This is a genomic window from Actinoplanes sp. NPDC049598, from assembly GCF_040675435.1.
In the GTDB taxonomy this organism is placed as follows: Bacteria; Actinomycetota; Actinomycetes; order Mycobacteriales; family Micromonosporaceae; genus Actinoplanes.
Genome location: NZ_JBFAOX010000006.1, coordinates 40,566 through 61,278 on the forward strand (window position 1 = coordinate 40,566; position 20,713 = coordinate 61,278).

The 20,713-nt window shown below is 69.9% G+C and carries 20 protein-coding genes; 10 read left to right on the forward strand and 10 right to left on the reverse strand.

The genetic code is table 11. The features are described from left to right. The first annotated feature begins 67 nt into the window (after positions 1–67). Complete coding sequence (locus AB0J66_RS15745; protein ID WP_364660344.1) at positions 68–829, forward strand: class I SAM-dependent methyltransferase; 762 nt, start codon at positions 68–70, stop codon at positions 827–829. 232 nt (positions 830–1,061) lie between these two features. Here AB0J66_RS15745 and AB0J66_RS15750 read toward each other — a convergent pair whose 3' ends face one another. From AB0J66_RS15750 to AB0J66_RS15785, 8 genes are all read right to left on the reverse strand, one after another. Further along, entirely contained in the window at positions 1,062–2,201 is a 1,140-nt protein-coding gene (locus AB0J66_RS15750; RefSeq protein WP_364660346.1) for a DUF5925 domain-containing protein, read from the reverse strand. Positions 2,202–2,248: 47 nt separating this feature from the next. Then, on the reverse strand, positions 2,249–2,683 hold the full coding sequence (locus AB0J66_RS15755; protein WP_364660348.1) for a nitroreductase family deazaflavin-dependent oxidoreductase: 435 nt from the start codon (positions 2,681–2,683) through the stop codon (positions 2,249–2,251). Between the two features lie 18 nt (positions 2,684–2,701). Continuing rightward, complete coding sequence (locus AB0J66_RS15760; RefSeq protein ID WP_364660350.1) at positions 2,702–3,898, reverse strand: multicopper oxidase family protein; 1,197 nt, start codon at positions 3,896–3,898, stop codon at positions 2,702–2,704. Positions 3,899–3,944: 46 nt separating this feature from the next. Beyond that, positions 3,945–5,135, reverse strand: a complete 1,191-nt coding sequence (locus AB0J66_RS15765; protein ID WP_364660352.1) for an adenylosuccinate synthetase — start codon at positions 5,133–5,135, stop codon at positions 3,945–3,947. Next, the gene (locus AB0J66_RS15770) at positions 5,132–6,085 is read right to left on the reverse strand and encodes a hypothetical protein (protein ID WP_364660354.1); all 954 of its coding nucleotides are present in this window, start codon (positions 6,083–6,085) and stop codon (positions 5,132–5,134) included. Before AB0J66_RS15770 ends, AB0J66_RS15765 begins: the two co-directional genes overlap by 4 nt. Positions 6,086–6,095: 10 nt before the next feature. After that, complete coding sequence (locus AB0J66_RS15775) at positions 6,096–6,962, reverse strand: molecular chaperone DnaJ (RefSeq protein WP_364660356.1); 867 nt, start codon at positions 6,960–6,962, stop codon at positions 6,096–6,098. Then, positions 6,959–7,690, reverse strand: a complete 732-nt coding sequence (locus AB0J66_RS15780) for an NUDIX domain-containing protein (protein ID WP_364660358.1) — start codon at positions 7,688–7,690, stop codon at positions 6,959–6,961. Before AB0J66_RS15780 ends, AB0J66_RS15775 begins: the two co-directional genes overlap by 4 nt. Positions 7,691–7,968: 278 nt before the next feature. Next, on the reverse strand, positions 7,969–8,259 hold the full coding sequence (locus AB0J66_RS15785; RefSeq protein ID WP_097327373.1) for a DUF1540 domain-containing protein: 291 nt from the start codon (positions 8,257–8,259) through the stop codon (positions 7,969–7,971). Positions 8,260–8,571: 312 nt separating this feature from the next. Between AB0J66_RS15785 and AB0J66_RS15790 the strand changes: the two genes are divergently transcribed. Together AB0J66_RS15790 and AB0J66_RS15795 are read left to right on the forward strand one after the other, a co-directional pair. Further along, positions 8,572–11,424, forward strand: a complete 2,853-nt coding sequence (locus tag AB0J66_RS15790) for an IPT/TIG domain-containing protein (RefSeq protein ID WP_364660360.1) — start codon at positions 8,572–8,574, stop codon at positions 11,422–11,424. 211 nt (positions 11,425–11,635) lie between these two features. Beyond that, positions 11,636–13,483: an IPT/TIG domain-containing protein gene (locus AB0J66_RS15795; protein ID WP_364660362.1), complete on the forward strand. Its 1,848-nt coding sequence runs from the start codon at positions 11,636–11,638 to the stop codon at positions 13,481–13,483. Positions 13,484–13,613: 130 nt separating this feature from the next. Here the strand turns inward: AB0J66_RS15795 and AB0J66_RS15800 are convergent, their stop codons facing one another. Beyond that, positions 13,614–14,375, reverse strand: coding sequence for a hypothetical protein (locus tag AB0J66_RS15800; protein WP_364660364.1), 762 nt, complete (start codon positions 14,373–14,375; stop codon positions 13,614–13,616). 173 nt (positions 14,376–14,548) lie between these two features. On the opposite strand from AB0J66_RS15800, the gene AB0J66_RS15805 reads away from it, so the two are divergent. From AB0J66_RS15805 to AB0J66_RS15820, 4 genes are read left to right on the forward strand one after another with little or no spacing between them, the layout of a single operon-like run. Next, the gene (locus tag AB0J66_RS15805) at positions 14,549–15,148 is read left to right on the forward strand and encodes a sulfite oxidase-like oxidoreductase (RefSeq protein ID WP_364660366.1); all 600 of its coding nucleotides are present in this window, start codon (positions 14,549–14,551) and stop codon (positions 15,146–15,148) included. Then, a complete protein-coding gene (locus AB0J66_RS15810; protein ID WP_364660368.1) occupies positions 15,118–15,870 on the forward strand; it encodes a ferredoxin reductase in 753 nt (250 codons plus the stop codon). Before AB0J66_RS15805 ends, AB0J66_RS15810 begins: the two co-directional genes overlap by 31 nt. Positions 15,871–15,908: 38 nt before the next feature. Beyond that, positions 15,909–16,187 (forward strand): DUF6510 family protein, encoded by a 279-nt coding sequence (locus AB0J66_RS15815; RefSeq protein ID WP_364661184.1) that lies wholly within the window; start codon positions 15,909–15,911, stop codon positions 16,185–16,187. A 6-nt stretch (positions 16,188–16,193) separates the two neighbouring features. Beyond that, positions 16,194–18,041: a UvrD-helicase domain-containing protein gene (locus AB0J66_RS15820; protein WP_364660370.1), complete on the forward strand. Its 1,848-nt coding sequence runs from the start codon at positions 16,194–16,196 to the stop codon at positions 18,039–18,041. 3 nt (positions 18,042–18,044) lie between these two features. On the opposite strand, the gene AB0J66_RS15825 is transcribed toward AB0J66_RS15820, so the two are convergent. After that, positions 18,045–18,428 (reverse strand): hypothetical protein, encoded by a 384-nt coding sequence (locus AB0J66_RS15825; RefSeq protein ID WP_364660372.1) that lies wholly within the window; start codon positions 18,426–18,428, stop codon positions 18,045–18,047. Positions 18,429–18,623: 195 nt separating this feature from the next. Between AB0J66_RS15825 and AB0J66_RS15830 the strand changes: the two genes are divergently transcribed. The 3 genes from AB0J66_RS15830 to AB0J66_RS15840 are packed head-to-tail and all read left to right on the forward strand — an operon-like array spanning position 18,624 to position 20,511. Further along, entirely contained in the window at positions 18,624–19,397 is a 774-nt protein-coding gene (locus AB0J66_RS15830; protein WP_364660374.1) for an SGNH/GDSL hydrolase family protein, read from the forward strand. A 58-nt stretch (positions 19,398–19,455) separates the two neighbouring features. Further along, the gene (locus tag AB0J66_RS15835) at positions 19,456–19,746 is read left to right on the forward strand and encodes a PLDc N-terminal domain-containing protein (RefSeq protein WP_364660376.1); all 291 of its coding nucleotides are present in this window, start codon (positions 19,456–19,458) and stop codon (positions 19,744–19,746) included. 9 nt (positions 19,747–19,755) lie between these two features. Then, positions 19,756–20,511, forward strand: a complete 756-nt coding sequence (locus AB0J66_RS15840) for a DUF427 domain-containing protein (protein WP_364660378.1) — start codon at positions 19,756–19,758, stop codon at positions 20,509–20,511. The last annotated feature ends 202 nt before the right edge of the window (positions 20,512–20,713 follow it).

Sequence of the window (20,713 nt, forward strand, 5' to 3'; positions counted from 1 at the left end):
GAATTCGACTGTCGGTGAGGCTCGGACAGGGTTGTCCGAGGCCTGGGTAGTAACTAGCGTTAGGCCCATGAGTGCTTACTTGAGCAACCCGCAGGTGTGGCAGGAAAGCTGGGATCGCCAGCAGGAAGCCTTCATGCCGGACCGTGAGGAGCGGTTCCGGGCGATGCTCGACGCGGTGGCGGCGACCAACGGCGGGGAGCCGCCGAGGGTGCTCGATCTGGCCGGTGGCACCGGCACGATCTCGCTGCGGGCGCTGGCCCGGTTCCCGGGGGCCTCGGTGACGGTGCTCGATCAGGATCCGGTGTTGCTGGCCATCGCCGCAGCGTCGCTGCGGGAGCGGGCGACGATCGTCGACACCGATCTCGGTGACCCGGGGTGGCGGGCCAAGCTGCCGGAGGGTGAGTTCGACGCGGTGCTGACCGCGACCGCCCTGCATTGGCTGCCGGCTGAGCGGGTGGCCACGCTCTACGGCGAGATCCGGGAGGTGTTGCGGCCGGGCGGGATCTTCGTGAACGCCGATCACATGCCGGAGGAGTCGCTGCCGACGCTCTCGGAGCAGCTTCGGGCGCACGGGCGGGCGCTGCGCGAGGCGCGCTACGCGACCGGGGCGGCCACGTCGTGGGGTGACTGGTGGGCGGCTGCGGCGGCCGACGAGTTCCTCGCGCCCAAGGCGGTGGAGCGGGATCGGATCTACCCGTCCACGCGGCACAGCCACGAGTGGACGCCGCCCGCGCTCTGGCACGTCGACGCGCTGCGCGTCGCCGGCTTCACCGAGGCCGGCATCCTGTGGCGCGGCGGCACCGACGCCGCCGTCGTCGGCCTCCGCTGACCAACTGGCCCAGGCGGCCACAACCGCCTGGGCCAGCCACAGCCGGGCCGGGCAAGGCAGGGCCGGGGAGCAAGGCAGGCAAAGCGGTCGCACAAGGCGGGCCGGGCAGCAAGGCGGTCGCACAAAGGCGAGGCGGGCCGGGCAGCCGGGGTGGGCCGGGCAGCCGGGGGCGGGCCGGGCGGCCGGGCAGCCGGGGTGGGCCGGGCGGCCGGGGTGGAGCAGGGCGGCGCGGCTACAGGTACATGCCCGTGGTGGGCTCTGGTTTGGGGACTGTTACGGGTTCGGTGCCGGTCTTCAGGGCGTACAGCTCGGCCAAGGTCGCCCCCTCGGGGGCGACGCCCCGGGACGTGCCCAGCCAGGCGACTGCCTCGGGGTAGGGGAGGCGGCCGACCTCGATGCTGGCCAGGCAGCGGCCCGGGCGGACCACGGCGGGGTGCAGGGAGGCCAGGTCCTCGTTGGTGGTGATGGCGATCAGGGCGTTGCGGCCCTGGCCGAGCAGGCCGTCGGTCAGGTTGAGCAGGCGGGAGAGAGACTGGCCGGCGCTGGCCTTCGCTTCGCCGTTGATGAGCTCGTCGCAGTCTTCCAGCATGAGCAGGCGCCAGCGCGGCTCGTCCTCGTCATCGCTGCCGAGGGCCACGCTCATCAGGTAGGCGGGATCGCTGAACAGGCGTTCGGGGTCGAGCACGCAGTCGACCTGGCACCAGGCGCGCCACTGCTGGGCCAGCGCGCGCAGGGCTGTCGTCTTGCCGGTGCCGGGCTCGCCGTGCAGGAGCAGAAGGCGGCCGTTGACCGCCGAGCCGTCCAGCGCCATCAGCTTTTCCAGGGTGCGGGCGACCGGCCCGGCGTAGTTGGCCGAGATCGTCGACCAGGGGGCGGCGTCGATCTCGCGCTGGACGCGGCGGGGGCCGTGCGGGCCGAAGTGCCAGAAACCGATCGGCACGCTGTCGCCGGCCGGCTCCGGCTCCTGCACCGCGTTGGCCACGGCCGCCTCGAGGACCGTCTCGGCCAGCTCGGCCGTGATCGCGGTGACCGTGACGCGGGCCCGGCGGCTCTGCTTCCAGCGGGTGACGTGCAGCGTCCAGCCCTCGCCGACCGAGAGCCGGCCCTGCCCGTCCTCGTCGACGGCGTCGCGCACCACGCGGGCGTCGTCGGTGGTCAGCGCGGCGTCGGCCCGCACGTTCTCCAGGTAGCGGCTGCGCCCGAACGGTTCCCGGCCGGTGACGAAGCCGTCCAGCGCGAGCAGATCCACCACGTCGACCAGGCGGTCGCCGTCGTCCACCGCCCCGGCCAGCGGCAGCGGCGTGGCGACCGGCGCCGGCGCGGTCTCCGGCCGGGCGCCGAGCCGGTCGACGGCCTGGTGGGGGGTGCGCATCACTCCATGATCGAGCTTCGATGCCCGGATGGCACGTGGTTTTTCAGTCAGATGCGCGAAAGGAGGAAAACCGGGATGAGCCGCGAGGTCTTCGTCTGGTAGACGGCATAGTTGGGGAACGCCGCGACGGCCCGCTCCCACCACACGTCCCGTTCCTCGCCGGACAGCTCCCGGGCCGTGTAATCGCCCCGGTCCGCGCCGTCCTGCAGCGTGACCTGCGGATTCTTGCGCAGGTTGTAGACCCACACCGGGTTCTTGGGTGAGCCGCCCAGCGACCCCACCGCCACGTACGAGCCCTCGTGCTCGACCCGCATGAGCGGCGTCTTCCGCAGCTTGCCGGTCTTCGCCCCGATCGAGGAGACGAGGATGATCGGGTATCCCTGGATGTCGTTGGCCTCGGCGCCGTCCGACGCCTCGTACTTCTCGGCCTGCGAGCGGGCCCAGCCGGACGTGCTCGGCTCGTACTCTCCCGTGAGTGGCATGCCGCCAGCCTATAGATCTCACCGCGGAGGCGAGGGGAAGGCGTACGCGAGAGAGGCGAGCAGGTCGTGGCAGTGCGCGGCCCAGATGCCCGGATTGTCGGCGACGAAGGCTATCTCGTACGTGTCCCCGTCGCCCACCTCCAGCGAGTCGAACCACCACGGGCTTCCGGTGGCCGCCACCCCGTTGCGGCTGAGCACCACCGCGCTATGCCCGTGCAGGTGCATCGAGTGCGCGCGCCCGCTCGTGTTGGAGAGCGTCATGCGCACGATGTCGCCTTTCTGGACCACGTACGTCAGCCCGTCCGGGAAGAACCGGCCGTTGACCGACCACCACAAGCCGGGCACGCCGTCGAGGAAGCCGATCCGCCGCCCGATCCGGTATTCGAAGTGCCGCGACGCGCGCGCCGGGTCGAAGCCGAGAGCCCTCGGCGCGCCATAGGACAACAGATCCAGTACGGACGAGGGCCGAGCCGCCCCCGGCACCGTGCCCCACACCGCCGCCGCGCCGCCGCCCACATCAACCCGCGCCGCCCCCGTGAACGACAGATCAACCCGCCCACCAGCCGCCACCAGAACCGACTTGTCTGAAATATCGACGGGACGGTAGACCGGGCGCCCGTCCACGGCCACAACCCGGAACAACGAACCGGAAACCCAGATCCGGATCGGCCCCGCATCAGTGTTGATCACCCGCACCCGGGCGACCGATCCCCAGACCGGCAGCGGCCCGGTCAGCGAGGACAACCCCGGCGCTCCGTTGATGGTGCGCCTCCCGTCGTACGTGTGCACGACCAGCACCTCGTCCACATCGGCGGCCGACCGGCCCACGACAAGGGCGCCGAACAGCCCCTGCGAGTGATACCAGTACGTCCCCTCGTCCGGCGCCGTGAAGCGGTAGACATGCCGCTCCCCCACCCCGAGTACCGCGTCGGGGGTGAGCCCCGCGATCCCGTGCCAGTGCAGGGCCGTACCCTCCGGCACCGACTCGTTGACCAGCGTCACCTGCAGCAGCTGACCGGGCCGAACGTGGATCTGCGGCCCGGGCGTGACGCCGTTCAGCGTGTACCGCCCGCCCTCGGACCGGGCCGTCAGCGTCAGCGAGACGTCCGGCCGGCCACCGTGCTCCGTCGGCCCGAGGGGGTTCATCCCGAACCAGCCGAGCGGGCCGAGCGCGGCGAGGATGGCCGCCACCCGACGGCGTACCGGGGCTCGCATGGCCCCAGCAGACACCCGCCGGCCCGCCGCCACTGTCAGCTAGGAGTCACACGAACTTCTTGTCGGCCGCGGTGGGACCGTAGGACTCGATCTCCACTGGCGCCCCGAGCATCGCGCCGATCGCCGGGGCCCACTCGTCCGGTCGCGACATGACGCCCGGAGTTGCCCGGAACAGGCGCGCGGTCAGCTCGGCCTGATGGCCGAGGTCGCGCGGGGGCCCGGGTTCGATGCGGGCCCAGGTCAAACCCTCCAGGCTGTACGCCTCGCAGACGCGCAACGAGTCGCACCGGCCGGGCGCGTCGAGGTGTGTGACGGCCAGAGCGTCCACGCCACCGGCCACCTCCACCGCGTACCGGTGGGCCACCGCGTCGAAATGCCCGGCCCGGAAGGCGCCCTGCCACTCGCCGGTCCCGTTGTGCGCCTCGGGCAGGTCGAGCGACGGGTCGGCGGTGACGAACGGCCCGGCCCCGTGCCGGGTCGTGTAGGTCCGCACGACGCCGAGCCGCTTGAACGATCCGCAGAGCTCGGTCACGTTGTCGAACGTCGTCGTCGACCACGTCGTGTGCGGGTGCCAGCCGCGCCACTCGTCCAGCAGCACGCCCTGCGCGCCCTCGAACACGCACGGCCCCTCGGCGAGCAGCCGGTCGGTGTGGCTGCCGTCCACGATCGACACCTTCGAGCCGAAGAGCGCGAACGCCTCCACCACGTCGTCCAGCGGGGCGCCGATCGGCCCGAGATCGCCGGCCAGGGAGGAGAGGACACGGCGAAGACGCGTACGGCTGCGGGTGTCGGCCACGCGGGGAGCGTGCGCGTGACTCAACGCGTACGCCACGGTCTCACCCACGCCCATGCCGCACGAACCGTGACGGGACCCGCCGCGCTCGGCCTCCCGCCGCTGATTCGCCGCCCGATGCCACGGAGTGGCGAGAAGGGCGTCACCATCCACCGTGAGCAGCTCGAAGGGATTGCCGAGGGCCGCCGCTTCGGCGGCCAAGGCGAGCGGGTCGACCACCATGAACCGGGTCAGGTGGGTCGGCACGCCACGCAGCGTGCCCGAGCCGAACTGACTGAACGTGTGGTGCCGCCCGTCCTCGGTGACCACGTTGTGGGCCGCCTGCGCTCCCCCGTTGAACCGCAGGACGGCCCGCACCGGGGCGGACGCACAGAGCGCGTCCACCACGGTGCCCTTGCCGGCGTCGCCGTACCCGAGGTCGACGACCGCGACGTGCTCGTTCACAGCCGCTCGTTCCCGCTGGCCGCCGTGCCGACGTTGATCGAGGAGCGGACGACCGTGCCCCGCTGCAGCGGCGCAAGCGCCTTGCCGACCGTACGGCCGTGGGCCGAACCCGCCTCGACCAGGTGCGACAGGCCCTCGTCGAGGTCGATCGTGTCCTCACCGAGGCCGACCGTGAGCGCGATCGTCTCGCAGACCGCGTCCAGGTCGTCCAGCTCGAGCACGTTCTGCCCGAGCAGCCCCCGCCAGCGCTGGAGGATCTCCTTGTCGCCGCCCCAGCCGGCCGCGGACGGCATGAGGTAGTACACGTCGTACTTGCGCTGCAGCTCGGCCAGGATGTCCTCGGTGCTGATCCGCTCCCGCAGGTCCTCGCCGAGGAACCGCTTGACCTCCTTGCGGCTGACCTGGGGGTACGGCATCTCGTCGCCGATCAGGAACAGGTAGCCGCGCCGGCCCCGCTTGGCGACCGAGTCGAGCCGGGTGTGCCGGGCCATGAAGTACATGGCCAGCTCGTACGACTCGCGCTTCTGGCCGCCCCCGCCGCCCTCGAGCACGATCCGGGCCAGGTCGTCGTCCATCCGGTTGTCCGACTCGAACTGGCCGATCTGCAGCGGCACCCGGTCACAGGTGGCGTCCCCGACCGCGCCGAACATCAGGTGCGGGTCGGTGGCGTAGCCCTTGCGGGTCAGCAGGCCGAGCAGCTGCGGCAGCTTGGTCTGCAGCGCGCGGGGCACGCTGCCCATGGAGCCGGTGACATCGAAAATCACTGCGATGGGCGTGCTGTACGGGTGTTCGTCGCTGTCGCGGCTCTCCCTGGTCTTGCTCTTGGGATCCAGGGCGGGGTGGGCGGTCCGGGCGCCGCTGTCGCTGTACGCGAAGGCGCTCGTGCCGCTGCTCGCCCGGTAGTTGGCCGCTGCGGTGTAGACGTCGGTTGACCAGCGTCCGCTTCCCATGTCGTTCTCCTTACAGCTTGAAGGGCCGGAATTTGCGCGGCCCGTAAAGGTTGTCGAGCAGGTCGTCGAGCTCGCCCAGCAGCGACCACGCGTCCTGCGGCCGCATGCGCGGCGCGTCGTACCGGCAGCCGTCGGCGAAGCGCCGCATCGGCTCGGGCATGTCGGTGATCCGGGCCATCAGGTCGGTGGCCAGGTAGATGTCGGTGGCCGGGGTGACCGTCCGGTCCCGCTTGACCTCGGGCGGATAGTGGCGGTTCTTGATCACGGCGCTGACCCGGCCCCCCGAGTAGCACCAGTCGACGAGGGCCACACCGTGCTGCTCCGGGTGGATCAACACGTGTTCCTCGAAGACGGCGCCGTGCACGACGCCCGCGCGGTGCGCCCAGCCGAGCCCGACCAGCAGCCGCCGCCACATCCAGGCCGCGTCGCGCGGGTCCAGCCGGCCGGTGACTTTCGTGAGCGGCACGAAGCCGTCAAGCTTCTCGAGCACGTTGACCCGGCGCCGGCGCCGCTGCTCGTCCTCGTGCACGAAGCTCTTGATCAACCGGGGCGCATAGGGCCGGTATCTGGGGTCGCCATCGGTCTCCAGTCGCTTGAGCGCCGCCGCCTCCGCCTCCATCAGGTCGTTGTCGGCCGGGTCGCGCGGCACCTTGACCAGCCCGCCCTCGCCGGGCCGCAAGTCGGCGATGTCACCGACCAGCACGGTCCGCTCCGCATGCAGCCGCGCCAGCTTGGCGAAAACCCTGGTGGCGGTCGCGCTTTGCGCCTCACTGACGGCGTCCGGGTGTACGGCCTTGGCCAGTTCCCGGTAATCATCAGTCAGTTCCTGGTACGTGCTCGCGGCCTCGATCTGGCGGACCGCCTCGGCGAACGTCATCGCACGCCGTCCTCACGGGCCGGCCGCAGCAGCGCCGGATGCAGCAGCTGAGCGTCACCGGCCCGGTAGAGCTTGGCCCTCGGCCCGCCCCGCTCCCCGCCGCGGGCCGTGGTCTCCCCGGTGCTCTCGACAAAGCCCGGCACCGAGAGCACCTTGCGATGGAAGTTCCCGGCGTGCAGCTCCTCCCCCCAGACCGCGGCGTACACCTGCCGCAGCTCCCCGATGGTGAACTCGTCCCCCACGAACGCGGTGGCCAGCGGCGTGTACTCGAGCTTCGAGCGAGCCCGGTCAAGCCCGTCGGCCAGGATCACGTCATGATCGAAGGCCAGCCCCACCGCCTGCTCGACCGGCACCCACGCCGCCCCCGCCGCATCCGAGCCGGCCCGCGGCTCCGGCAGCCCCGGCGCGAACGCCAGGTAGGCCACCGAGAACACCCGCATCCGCGGGTCACGCCCCGGATCGCCGTACGTCTTGAGCTGCTCAAGGTGCACCTTGTCGAGCGCCGTCTCCTCGTCGAGCTCCCGCAGCGCCGCCTCATCGAGGGCCTCATCCTTCACAAAGCCACCCGGCAGCGCCCGCCGCCCGGCGAACGGATGCTCGGCCCGCTCGACGAGCAGAACGCAGAGCCGCCCCTCGCGGATGGTCAGCGCCACCACGTCGACGGTGACCGCCGCGGCCGGGTAGGCCCCCGGGTCATATCCCGCCAGGAAGTCCGCTTCGCTAGCCATGTTGTCCTCACCCTGAGATGAACTCGATGTGAGAACAACTTAGCCCGCACTCCAGCGGCCCGTCAATCCCTGGCCGCCGCCGCGCCTCGACCCTCTCCGCCGCAGCCCGCCACCTCGGCCTTCACCCCGCAGCCCGCACGCCCTTCCCGCCGCTCCTGGCCTTTTCCCGACACCGCCCGCGGCTAAAGAAAGGCTCACCTAATAAAGGCGTGCCTTACCTAAAGAAAAGCGCCCGCCACCCCTCATCCAGGGGCGCGAGCGCTTTATCAGGTTTGTTTTCAGCGAGCCTCGTAAGTAAGGCAGTCAGCCTTGTCCCCCGACGCCCCCACCACGATCGCCGGCGCGTGGCACTCAAGGTCCCCGTTGTGGACACAGTCAGACCGCTTACAGGCCCCCACCTGCGCCAGCGGCTTCCCGGTGCCCCCCTTGTCCCCGGTCTCCACGTAGGTGTCGCACTCGGCGTTCATGCTGCCGATGGTCACCGCGAACGCCGTACACCCGTCATGGTTGTACCCACACTGGGTAACCGTGCACGTCTGCACCCGCGGCATTTCCAGAGCCTGAGTCATGATTCGTCGCCTCCCATTTCTAGCATCCCGTCCCCCACGACGATAAACCATTCCCCAACCAATGCCGAACTACACCACCATTAATTTGAATGAGGTAAGGCATTCCTAAACCCCGACATCGACCCTCCTCAACCCATCGCACTACCAGCCCGAACGCCTTAGGTCCGACATATCCGAATCTTCACTGCTTTTAGTCAGGAAGCACTCAAGTCTGGCTACGCTCCCAGCGAGACGGCCCGCGACGGTTCTCCGCACGCCGGGCCCACCCCAATCCAGAGACGTGGTCCGGATGGACCCGTAGGAGGACCTCGCATGCGCACGTTCCATGCTCGAACCCGAAGGCGCCTTCTCGGCGCCGGATTCGCGACAGCGGTAACCGCCGCTGCCGTCGCGATGGTGCCGGCGCCGGCCTTCGCCGCCAACGCCGCGCTCACTATCGCCCCGTCGGCCGGCCCGGTCACCGGGACCCTGACGATCTCGGCGACGAACTTCCTCACCGGTGTCTCGACCCCGGCGGCGTATTTCGACACCACCAACAGCTGCTCCGGTGGTACGGCTGCCTACGGGTCGCCCCCCGGCACGGCCAAGGTCGCCGCGATCACCAAGACGAACGACAGCACCGCGACGGTGACCCTGCCGACCGGTGGTGGTGCGCTCACCCTCACCGGCAACCAGGCCACACCGTGGTACCTGTGCGTCTTTGTCGGTACAGGTAGCACCGACCTCGTCGTCGGCAGCGGCACGTACACCGCCGTGCCGACCTCGGCGGCGGTGACCGGCGGCCTCAACGGCCCCGTGAACATCTCCTCGGCCGGCGCCTTCACCGGCATCGCGAACCCGGCGGCTTACTTCTCGGCGACGGCGTGCCCCGCCACCTATGGGACGCCGCCGGCCACCGTGGCCACCTTGGAGCGGACCAGCGACGACGCCGTGGTACTGACCCCGGGCACCGGCGCGGCCTCGCTGGCGTTCAACTCGGGTGCGAACCGGGCGTACAACGCCTGTGTCTATACATCGAGCTCCGCCGGCGCCGCGCTCGCACTGTCGAGCACGTTCAACCTGTCCGCGACGGCCACGCCGGTCGCGGGCCCGCCCAGCGGCGCCATCACGGTCACGAGCAACGGCACCTTCACCAACATCGCCTCGCCGGTGGCGGTCTTCTCGCCGACCTCGTGCCCGGCCAACTACTCGGCGTCCGGCAACACCGTCGGAACGGTCACGCGCACCAGTGAGGACCAGATCTCGGTCGCGGTCCCGACCACGCTCGCTCTCAACAGCGGGGCGTTCAAGGCCTACACGCTGTGCGTCTACCCGGGCACCACGGCGAGCAGCGCCCTGCTGATGAGCTCGCCTTACCGGGTGGCCCCGGCTGCCACCACGGTCACGCCGACGACCGGCGCCAGCGGGGCGGGCGGCACCATGACGGTGACCTTCCCGTCAACCAGCGCCATCCTCAGCGGCTCGACCTACTACGTCGGTTTCGCCTCCAACGGCTGCCCGGCGTCGTACGCCGACATTACCGCGACCCGGCAGTCGCAGGACGTCAACAAGGTGTCGACGACGCAGCTCACGGCGACCATCCCGGCCGGCGTCGGCGGTGTCAACAACCAGACGTTCAACGCCTGCGTCTACAGCGCCAACTCCGGCGAGAACCTGGTCGGCACCACCTCGCTGACCGCTTACACGGTCACGCTGGGCACGGCGTCGCTGAGCCAGACCGTCGGCGCCGGCTCCGGCGTCAACGTCACCATGACGTCGAACAACGCCAACGCTCTCACCACGTCGACGGCCCCGGCCGCCGTCTTCTTCAAGCAGAGCTCGGCGACCGCGCCGTACTGCCCCGGCTCCTACACCGTGACCGGTGGCACCGCCGCGCAGAACACGCGCAAGCTCACGAGCAGCAAGGCCTCGATCCAGTTCCCGTCGAGCCCGCTGGCCAGCGGCGCTTGGAGTGTCTGCCTCTACAACAACGGCACTGACGGCAAGCTGCTCGCCTCGGCCACCTACACGGTCGCCGCGGTTCCGCGGATCCTCTCGGTGTCGCCGGCCCAGGGCCCGGCCCTCGGCGGCAACACGATCACCGTGACCGGTGCCAACCTGCCGGCCACAGCCGGCTCGATCACCGTCACCATCGGCAACACGCCGGTGGAGAACAGCAAGATCACCCCGCTCGACGCGACCAGCTTCACCTTCGTCGCGCCGGCCCACTCCATGGGCTCCTCGTCGATCGTCATCAAGACCGACATCGGCACCGACACCCTTCCGGGTGCCTACAACTACGTGAACAGCCTGGTCGTCACGCCGAATTCGGCGGCCGTCACGGTGGGCCAGGTCTCCCTGGACATCTTCGGCACCAACTTCAAGGACTACGTCTTCGCCGACACCGCGAACACCAGCGCTCACGTCTACCTGGTCAAGGGCTCCTACGAGGCCGCCGCAGCGACGCAGGCCGGCGGTAGCACCAACCGCAACAACGTCAAAGCAGTCGCCGACTGCCTGGGTGTTCTGGTCATCAACGACAACGAGCTCGTCTGCACGATGGACCTGCGCAAGTCGCTGCTGGCGACCGGCGCGCTTTTCGGCTCCTTCAGCGCCTACCGGGCCAGCGCGACCGTCGTGACCTCCAGCTCCTCCAACATCATGACGTCGACCTCGCCAATCTTCACCCAGGCCGACGTCGGCAAGACCGTCACCGCCGCCCTCGTTGGGCCCGCCGGCAGCACCGGCACCAACCGGATCACCGAGGTGATCGACGGTTATTCGGTCGTCCTGGCTGGCGTGCCGAGTGGTACGCCGACGACGGTGGCCATCGGTAGCACGAACAGCCCGACCGTCGTGGCGACAACGGCCAACGCCACCACGCTGACCTACGCCTCGGGTGGCACCCAGTTCACCCAGGCCGACGTCGGCCGGCACATCACCGAGTCCGGCAACGGCACCAAGATTCCGGAGGGCACCTACATCACTGGCGTCAACGACGCCGGCACGGTGATCACCCTGTCCAACCCGGTGGCCGCCGGTCTCACCACGCCGATCATCTCCAGCTCCGCTGCCGTGCCTCCGGGCGCGTACAACGTGCAGCTGGTGAGCAACGCGGCGGCGGGCGCTACGCCGACCGTCAGCGTGCTCTCGAGCGGCTCCACCTTCACGGTGGCCCCGTTCTAAGCACTGACCGCACGTAAACAAGTGGCCCGGAACCATCTGGTTCCGGGCCGCTTCTTTATCACGGTAACCGGCAATTCGGGCCAGTTTCTTCTAACGAGCAAAACACGCTAAAAGCCACGTTAGGCTCCTCGCGAGACGGCCCGCCGTCCTCGTCACGCGCGGGCTCACCCATTCCACATCGCGGTTTGTGAAAACCGTAGGAGGACCTCGCATGCGCAAGTCCCAATCCACCCGCGGCTTTCGGCCGCTCAAGGCCGGCGTTGCTGTAGCCGGCTGCACCGCCGCGGTGCTTGCCGGTATGTCGGCCCCGGCCTTCGCCGCCAACACCACTGTGGTGGTGGACCCGCTGACCGCTCCGATCGGCGGTGGCACCACGGTGACTGTGACGGGCACCGACGCCTTCCCGTCCGCGACCGCCACCGTCCTCGCCGGCCGCATCACGACGGCCACCTGCCCGACCACCTACGGGACGACCGGCCTCGCGGTGGCCGTGAGCCGTACAGACAAGGACACGGCCGAGGTCACGCTCACCGCCGGCACGATCCCCGCCGGCACCTACAAGGTGTGCGTCTACGGTGTCGCCTCCGGCTCGACCGTCGTGTCGGCCTCGCCGATCGTGGCCAACGGCACCGGCCTGGTCGTCAGCGCGGCCAGCACCAAGCCGACCTTGAGCAACGCGGCCGGCCCGGTGGCCGGTGGCAACACGTTCACCGCGACCGGCGCCGGTAACTACCTCGCCTCGGCCACCACGGTCGGTGCGACCTTCTCCACGGGCGACACCTGCCCGGCCACCTACACCACCACTGGTGGGAACACCGCGGCCACCACGGTGGTCAAGACCAGCGCCAGCGTCGCGACCATCACGGCTCCGGCCGGGCTGACCGCGGGCAGCAGCTACAAGGTCTGCCTCTACGGCGGCACGGCGGCCAACTCGGCCCTGCTGGGTACTGCCGCCTCCACCTACTCGGTTCTGCCGGCCTCGTCGATCAGCCCGTCGGCCGGTGGTAGCGGACTGACCAACACCATCATCATCAGCCAGAGCGCACTGACGTTCCCGTCGGCGCCCGGCGTCATCTTCACCTCGGACGCCTGCCCGGCCACGTACACCACCGGCGCGACGGCGTTCGCGGCGGACACGATCAGCCGGATCAGCGGCACGCGCCTGGCCGCGAAGATGACGGCCGACGTCGCGATGATCGACTCCAAGACGACGAAGTACAACGTCTGCGTCTACTCCAACACGACCGACGGCGCGCTCATCCTGGCCCCGGCGACGTACACGGTCGCCGCTCCGCTGACCGTCGGCGCCGTCTCGCCGACCTCGGGCCCGTCCCAGGGTGGCACTCGCATCACGCTCGCCGGCACGGGCTTCCCGTCGCCGTACGACCCGGCCAAGGACACCCTGAGCGTCTCGATCGGCGGCTCCCCGCTGAAGGACATCGTGGTCAACTCGAGCACCGAGCTCGTCGGCACCACGACGGCTCACACGGCCGGCAGCAGCGCGGTCAAGGTGACGACCGAGTCCGGCTCAGCGAACAGCACCAACTCGTTCGCCTACACCTTCGGCATCACGGTGACCCCGAACACCGCCAAGCAGTACGTGGCGGTGACCAACGCGGTCAACCCGACCCTCGACATCGTCGGCACCGGCATCGGCAACCTCACCTACGGCGCGACCGTGAACAACAGCTCGCAGCCGGTCGACGTCACCACCGGCGGGACGTCGTACATCTTCCTCGTGGACAACTCGTGGTTCACGACGGTCACCGGTCTCACCACCGGTGACGCCCGGGGTGCCGGCCTCATCTCGCAGTGCGCCAGCCCCGTCAAGATCGATGACGACGAGGTCATCTGCACGCTGATGCTGAACAACATCTTCGACTCCGCCGCCAGCCCGGCGTACTCACTGCTCAAGGCTTCGGCGACGGTGGTCCCGAAGGGCAGCTACCAGCTCGTCGTGGTGAACGACACCAAGCCGGTCAGCAACACGGCCTGGGTCGCGGGCACTAACTTCTCGAAGATCTCCAGCGGTTCCGTCTTCACGGTCTCGGACTTCTGATCGGTCTGATCCCGCGCTAGACAGCACAAGCGGCCCGGAGCCTCGGCTCCGGGCCGCTTCGCATGCGGGCGGGCCGGCCCCACCAAAAGGGCGTCCCCCACAAACGGGGACGCCCTTTTGTCGTAGGAGTTCAGCCGAGCTTGGCCCACTCCCGGTCGATGGCCTTGACGCTGTCCGTCTTCGACGGGTTGCCGTTGTAGTCCACCATGACGGTCACGACGCTCCGGCTGGCCGACGTGCGCCAGCAGACCAGCATGTTCTTCTTGACCTGAGGCTTGTCATTGTTGGAGAACTTGAAGGTCTGCGTGCAGTCCGCACTACCGACCGACTCACCGCCATTGGCCACCCACAGCAGCTCGCGCTGGCCGCTGAGGTCATGCCTGGCGGTGACGACGCGGAAGGTGCCATTCTTTCGGTTCTCATTGTGTTCGGTCACCGGCCCGGTGGCGGCGTTGGGAGCAGGGGTGACCGGCCGCTTAACGTTGTAGCCGTCCTTGGCCGCCTTCTCCCTTGCCTCCTTGATCTCCTGCTCGACCGACATGCTGCGGGACGGCGAGGGAGACGGAGTCGGGCTGGTCGACTGTTTGACGGCGCCCTTGGTCGGGGTGACCGCGTCGGCCTCGGCGGTCGGCTCCGGTGAGGCCGAGGCGGATGCTGGGGCGCTCGTGGCCGCTGAAGTGATCGGGGCCAGGGCGCCAGCGTCGCGCGTCTCGGTGGTCTGGCCGGTGACCTGGGTGGTGACGAAGTAGGCGCCGGCGCCGAGGACGGCTAGGCCGGCCACACCGACGACGGCCTGCTTGGCGCGCTGCTTGCGGCGGCGTTCCTGGCGGTCGTGCATGTCCGACTGGTAGACGCCCTCGTCGCCGGGCTGATCTTCGGATGGAGTGCTCATTTCAGGAAACCTCAAAGATCTCGGCTGCGGTCCGCCGGGGCGGACTCCGAACACCTATGGTCCCAAAGAGCCGGATAAATCGGGCCAAAACGGCTAGGCGCGGGAAGCAAACTGCACGTGACGTGGCGTACGTCCGGTCCCGGGGTGCTTGATCATGCGGTTTACTCAGCACCATGGCCATCATTTCCCGAGGATTCGGCGGCCGACGGCGTGAGTCCGTCGAGGGACTGCCGCCCGGTCAGTATCTGACCCACGACTTCCCGGTGCTCTCGGCCGGGCCGACCCCGCGCATTCCGCTCGATCGGTGGCGCTTCACGATCCAGACCGAGACCGGTGAGAAGACCAGCTGGAACTGGGACGAGTTCACGGCCCTGCCGGCCGAGGACTACACCGTCGACATCCACTGTGTCACCAAGTGGTCCAAGCTCGGCACGACCTGGCGCGGCGTCTCCCTGGACACCTTGATGGAGAACGTCGAGTCGGCGGCCGACTACACCATGGTGCACAGCTTCGGCGGATACACCACGAACGTCCCGATGGAGGATCTGCTCGACGGCAAGGCCTGGGTAGCGTACAAATTCGACGGCGAGGATCTCGCGCCGGAGCACGGTGGTCCGGCTCGGCTCGTCGTGCCCCACTTGTACTTCTGGAAATCGGCGAAATGGGTCAACGGGATCCAGCTGATGAACGAGGATGAGCCCGGTTTCTGGGAAGCCGCCGGCTATCACATGTACGGAGACCCATGGCTGGAACAGCGGTATCAGGGCGACTGACCTGGCGGGCGGCGACGCTCGCGGAGGCACGCTGGGAGACGCCGTCGGCGCGCACCCTCGTGCTCGACGTCCCCGACTGGCCGGGCCATCTGCCCGGCCAGCACGTCGACGTGCGCCTGACGGCCGAGGACGGCTATCGGGCGCAGCGTAGCTATTCGATCGCCTCGGCCTGGGCCGAGGGCCAGAAGGTCGAGCTGACGATTCAGCGGCTCGACGACGGTGAGGTCTCGCCCTACCTGACCGACGACCTGCAGGTGGGTGATCAGGTCGAGCTGCGCGGCCCGGTCGGCGGCTGGTTCGTCTGGCGGTCCAAGAGCACGTCGCCGGTGACGCTGATCGGCGGCGGCTCGGGTGTGGTGCCGCTGATGGCGATGGTGCGGGCCCGGGCCCTCGCGGGCACGAAACAGCCGTTCCGGCTGATCTACTCGGTGCGTACGCCCGAGGACGCGCTCTATGCCGAGGAGCTGCGCCGGCGGGTACGCGACGACGCCGGCCTCGATGTGCATTTCGTGTACACGAGGAAGGCCCCGGACGGGTGGCCCGCCGCACCGAAGCGTATCGACGTGGCGGCCCTGAACACGTACGGTTGGCCGCCGGACTTCGCACCGGACTGCTACGTCTGCGGACCCACGGCGTTCGTCGAGACCGCGGCCGACATCCTGGTCGCCCTCGGTCACGACCCGCGCCGCATCCGCACCGAACGTTTCGGAGGCACGTCGTGAGCGAGGAGCAGCACGTCGTGAGCGAGGAGCAGCGCGTCGTGAGCGAGGAGAGCCACGAGCCGCTGGACGGCAACGCCATGGCCGGCGACCTGCGGGAGATCTTCGCCGTCGACGTGACCGCGGCCGAGTACAAGTGCGCCGGCTGCGGTCACACGGACGCGGTGGCCACCCTGGTGCTGTGGGGCGCGACCGCGGGGCGGGTGGCCCGCTGCCCGCACTGCTCCGACGTCGTCCTCCGCGTGGTGCGCGCGCCGGACCGGGTCTTTCTCGACCTGCACGGCTGCGTACGCCTCGAAGTGCCCCTCGCGAGCGACTGAACCGGCGTGGACAGCGGCGACGAGCCGGGGCCCGCTGCTCCGCCCGGCGGTGAGGACGCGCTGCTCGATGCCGTGCGGCAGGGGACGACCGAGGCCGGCCCGGATTTCGTCGCGACGATCCGGGCCGCCCAGGACGAGCTGGTCCGGACGCCGGCCGACAGCCTGCTGGTGATCCAGGGCGGGCCGGGCACCGGGAAGACGGTCACGGCCCTGCGCCGGGTGGCGTGGCTGCTCGACGACCCCGACACCAAGCTCTCCCCGGCCGACGTGCTGGTGGTGGGGCCCTCACACGCGTACGCCCGGGAGAGCCGGACCCGGCTGGAAAGCTGGAACCATCCCGGCGTGCGCCACCACTCGATCTCCGGTCTTCTCCCGCGGGTGACCGTAGGCCGGGCCGAGTCGCTGTATGTCACCCGGCTCAAGGGCGAGGCCCGCATGGCCGGGCTGCTCAGCCGCGCGCTGGAGTCCCGGGAGAAGGGCATTCCCGCCGGCATGCCGGCGACAGTGACGGTACGCGGACGAGCCGTCACCCTGGATCCGGTGGCGGTCGAGCGGGTGATCGTCACCGCGCGGGCCAGCGAGGCCTCGGCCGGTGACCGGCGCCGGCTGCTGCGGGCCGTGCTGGTCGCCGGAAGTCCCGACCCCTCTCTCGTGCTGGAGGCGGCCGACCTGCTGGCCGAGCTGATCTGGCCCGAGTTCGCGGCGGCCACGTTCCTCCGCGAGCTGTTCGCCTCGCGGGACCGGCTGACCGCGGCCGCCGGTGAGGAGTTCACCGACCGCGAGATCAACGCGTTGTACCGCCCCGACGACGACTTCGGGGAGGCCGACCTGGCCCTGCTCGACGAGACCGAGCACCTGGCCGGCACGGAACCGGACCGCTTCGCCCACGTGGTGATCGACGAGGCCCAGGACCTGTCGCCGATGCAGTTGCGGGCGCTCTCCCGGCGCTCGGCCAACGGCTCGCTCACGGTGGTCGGCGACATGGCGCAATCCACCGGCCCGTGGGCCCGCGACGACTGGCACGACGTGCTGGCGCATCTGCCGTCCCCGCAGCCGCACGTGCACCGCGAACTACGTTTCGGCTACCGCATCCCCCGCCAGATCTTCGACCTGGCCGCCGAGCTCCTGCCGACCGCCGCCCCCAGCGTGCAGGCCCCCACCACGGTTCGGGAGGGCCCCGCCGACCCGGTCATCACCCCGGTCGCCGACCCGGCCGAGCGCGCCGCCGCCGTGGTCGCGGCCGCCGCCGACCACGCGGAGGAAGGCCACTCCGTGGCGATCCTCTGCCCCCAGCGCTGCCGCGACGACATCGAGGCCCTCCTCAAGCAGGAGGAACTCGCCTGGACCGCCGCCCCCGCCGAGCCGGCCGGCGATCCGCGCCCCGGCGCGGGCCCGGGGATCACTCTGCTCAGCCCGCACGAGGCGAAGGGCTTGGAATTCGACGCCGCGATCGTCGTCGAGCCCGGCTTCATCGTCGATGACGATCCGCGCGGGCATCGGTTGCTCTACATCGCCTTGACCCGCGCGACGTCACATGTGCATCTGGTCGGCGCCCCGGAAGACCTGCCGGCCGACTTCGCCGCCGTCTCGGCCCCACCGGCCGAGCCCGCCACGACGGCGACGGCGGCGGAACGGGTCGCTGTCATGCCCGAGCCGGCCCTCGTGTCGAACGAGCCGGCTCCCGTCTCGAGCCCGCCGGTCTCCGCGCCGCCGATCCCCCTCGACCCGGCCGTGCGCGAGCAGATCGACATGGTCGCCCACGCGCTGGCCGAGACCCTGCTGGCCAACCTCACCCCCGAGCTGTGGCCGGTCGCCCTGGAGCGCCTGATCGAGCTGATCAGCCCCGACGAGTGACGCTCAGCCCCGGAATCCGCTGCGCAGCCGCTGGGCCAGCGAGCCCGAGGAGCGCGGCGCCGTAGTGGCCGGACGCGGCGCGGAAGACGGGCGGGAACGGCCGACCGGCCGGTCGTAGTCGGCGGTGGCGATCGCCTCGACGATCTGGCCGTCACCGTAGTTCTCGGACTCGGGGATGGAGGCGACGAACCCGACCAGGATCCCGTTGCGCATGATCTGCGCCTCAAGGCCGGCGGTGCCGTCGTTGTCCCAGATCGCCTCGCGGCCGTCGGGGAGGACGACCCGGATGCCGTACTGCGTGATGCCCGCCTGCGGCAGCTTCACATGGGCGAAGATGTTGCGCGCGCGCAGCGTTTCGACGATTCGTCGTGCCCGTTCTTCTTCCATGTGAAGAAGCTAGTGCGGCCGACTGGACACAGCCTGAAGATCGCCTGTGGCACCCGTGTGAATCCGCCACGAACGAGTAAACGCTACTCCGGCGTACCAAGAATATCGACGCATATCTTTTATCGGGACCGCGTTTTAGCGTGCGAGCACCGGAGCGCTCCGGCTTCCTCTCCCCCACGGACCGGAGGCCACCCCATGAGCAGGCGACTGTTCGTCCTCGCCCTGTCCGCACTGCTGTTGATCGCCGGCGCCACCCGAGCCGCGGCGGCCGAAGCGACCACCGATTACGTCGCGCTCGGCGACTCCTATTCCTCGGGGGTCGGCGCCCCCTCGCAGAGCGGCACCTGCCTGCGCAGCCCTTACGGATATCCGGCCCTCTGGGCGGCCGTCAACAAGCCCACGAGTTTCACCAACCTGACCTGCGGGGGCGCGGTCACCGGGGACGTCATCAACACGCAGGCCCCGGCCATCCCGGCCGGCGCCGACCTGATCAGCATCACGATCGGCGGCAACGACGCCGGCTTCGCTCCGACCGTGCTGAGCTGCCAGGTCTCCAGCGACGCGGCCTGCGTACGGACGGTCGCCGCGGCCCGGGCCGACATCACCACCACGCTCGGGGCCAAGCTCGACGCCACGTACACCGCGATCAAGGCCAAGGCCCCGGCCGCGCGGGTCATCGTCCTCGGCTACCCGATCCTGTTCGACACCTCGTCGGCCTCCTGCGGCCTGGCCGGCATGAGCCTGACCAAGCGGCGGGCCCTCAACGAGGGCGCCCAGGTGCTCGACGACCTGATCCGCGACCGCGCCCAGGCGGCCGGCTTCACCTGGTCCGACGTCCGCGACGAGTTCCAGGGCCACGGCATCTGCTCGTCGTCGCCGTACCTCAACGGCCTGACCCTGCTGCCGCCGCAGAACTCCTTCCACCCCAACGCCAACGGCTACCGGTACGGATACCTGCCCGCCCTCTAACCCAAGCGCACCCGGCCGGGACCTCGATGTGCGGTCCCGGCCGGTCACTGTTGCCCCCATGGCCAACGTCTACGCCCTGCTGCTGCTGTTCGACGTCGCTCTGGTCGCCTGCGCCCTGATCGACTGCTGGAACGCCGACGAGGACAAGATCCGCTTCGCGCCTCGCGGCGCGTGGACCTTCGCCATCCTGCTGGTCTCGCCCCTCGCGGCGATCGCGTGGTTCGTCAAGGGGCGACCCATTCCGGCGGTACGCCTCCGTGAGCGCCCGGTCTTCGTCGCGCCGGACGACAACCCGGAGTTCCTCAACTCACTCGGCGCAACCATCCGCAAAGCCAACGGGCAGGGCTAGCGTCGGTCCATGGGGACCAATTACCCGCGGTCGATCGCCGCGGTCAACCAGATCGAGCCCTCGCCGCGCCGGGTGCGCGCGATGCTCAACGGGCGCATCGTCATCGACACGACGCAGGCCTTCTACCTGTGGGAGACCGTCAACTTCCCGGCCTACTACATCCCGATCGACGACGTGGCCAAGGACGTCATCGTCGACGAGGAGCATGAGCAGCGCCTCAGCCGCGGCCGGGCCCGCCGCCTCGGACTGAGGGTGGGCGACGTGCACCGCCCGGCCGCCGCCCGGCACTACATCGAGAGCAAGCTGCCCGCGCTCGAGGGCCTGGTCCGCTTCGAGTGGGACGCGCTGGACGCCTGGTTCGAGGAGGACGAGGAGATCTTCGGCCACCCCCGCGACCCGTACCACCGGGTCGACGCCCTCCGCTCGACCCGCCACGTACGGGTCGAGCTCGACGGTGTCGTGCTGGCCGAGTCGCACGCCCCGGTCCTGCTGTTCGAAACAGGCCTGCCCACCCGGTACTACCTGGACCGCACGGCGGTGAACTTCGACGCTCTGACCCACACCGACACCAGCACCCACTGCCCCTACAAGGGCCGCACAAGCGACTACTGGGCCGTCGGCGACCAGCCCGACCTGGCCTGGTCCTACGGCCAGCCCTTCCCCGCGGTCGCCCCCATCGCCGGCCTGATCGCCTTCTACGACGAAAAGGTCGACACGTACGTGGACGGCGAGCTGCAAGAGCGCCCAGTCACCCCGTTCTCGTAGAGCCTGACGCCCGGCCCACGCCAGCCAGTCACCCCTCAACGAGCCGAGGCGGCGCAGACTGCGCCAGACAGTCACCCCTCCGACGAACCGTGGCGGCGCAGACTGCGCCAGACAGTCACCCCTCCGACGAACCGTGGCGGCGCAGACTGCGCCAAACAGTCACCCCTCCAACGAACCGAGGCGGCGCAGACTGCGCCAGACA